This is a genomic window from Paenibacillus sp. VTT E-133280, from assembly GCF_002264385.1.
GTDB lineage: Bacteria > Bacillota > Bacilli > Paenibacillales > Paenibacillaceae > Paenibacillus_AQ > Paenibacillus_AQ nitricinens.
This window is the reverse complement of record NZ_NFUX01000182.1, coordinates 1-344: the sequence shown is the minus strand read 5'-3', so window position 1 is coordinate 344 and position 344 is coordinate 1. Positions and strand designations below refer to the sequence as shown.

Annotated in this window: 1 pseudogene; it reads left to right on the top strand. The window is 42.2% G+C overall.

Going from position 1 to position 344, the window contains the following annotated elements:
* A pseudogene (locus tag CA600_RS30680) lies at window positions 1–344 on the top strand (hypothetical protein); the annotation flags it as partial.

Below are 344 nucleotides of genomic sequence, written 5' to 3'. Positions count from 1 at the left end.
AAAAATGCCTTTTATAAATCGATAGACAGTTTTAAAGAGATTGGAACGGGTTTTGTAGGTACATTAAGAACTCGTGCGGATAAGGCCACAGACTCCCCCTATGACTTTTTCAACTGGTTAACATTAGGGATAACAGGAGATATCCCGGTCGGGATATATGAAGCAGCCAAAGATCGATCAGAGCATATGTTTGATTCAAAGGAGAAGTTTGCGGATTGGTTAACACTTGGAACAGTGGAGATGGCGAAAGGAGCATTTAATCCAGACGAAGCATGGTCAGCGGATCATTGGCTCAACAGTCTGGGAATGGTAACTCTGTTGTATGGTCCGGTAGAAAAATCTTT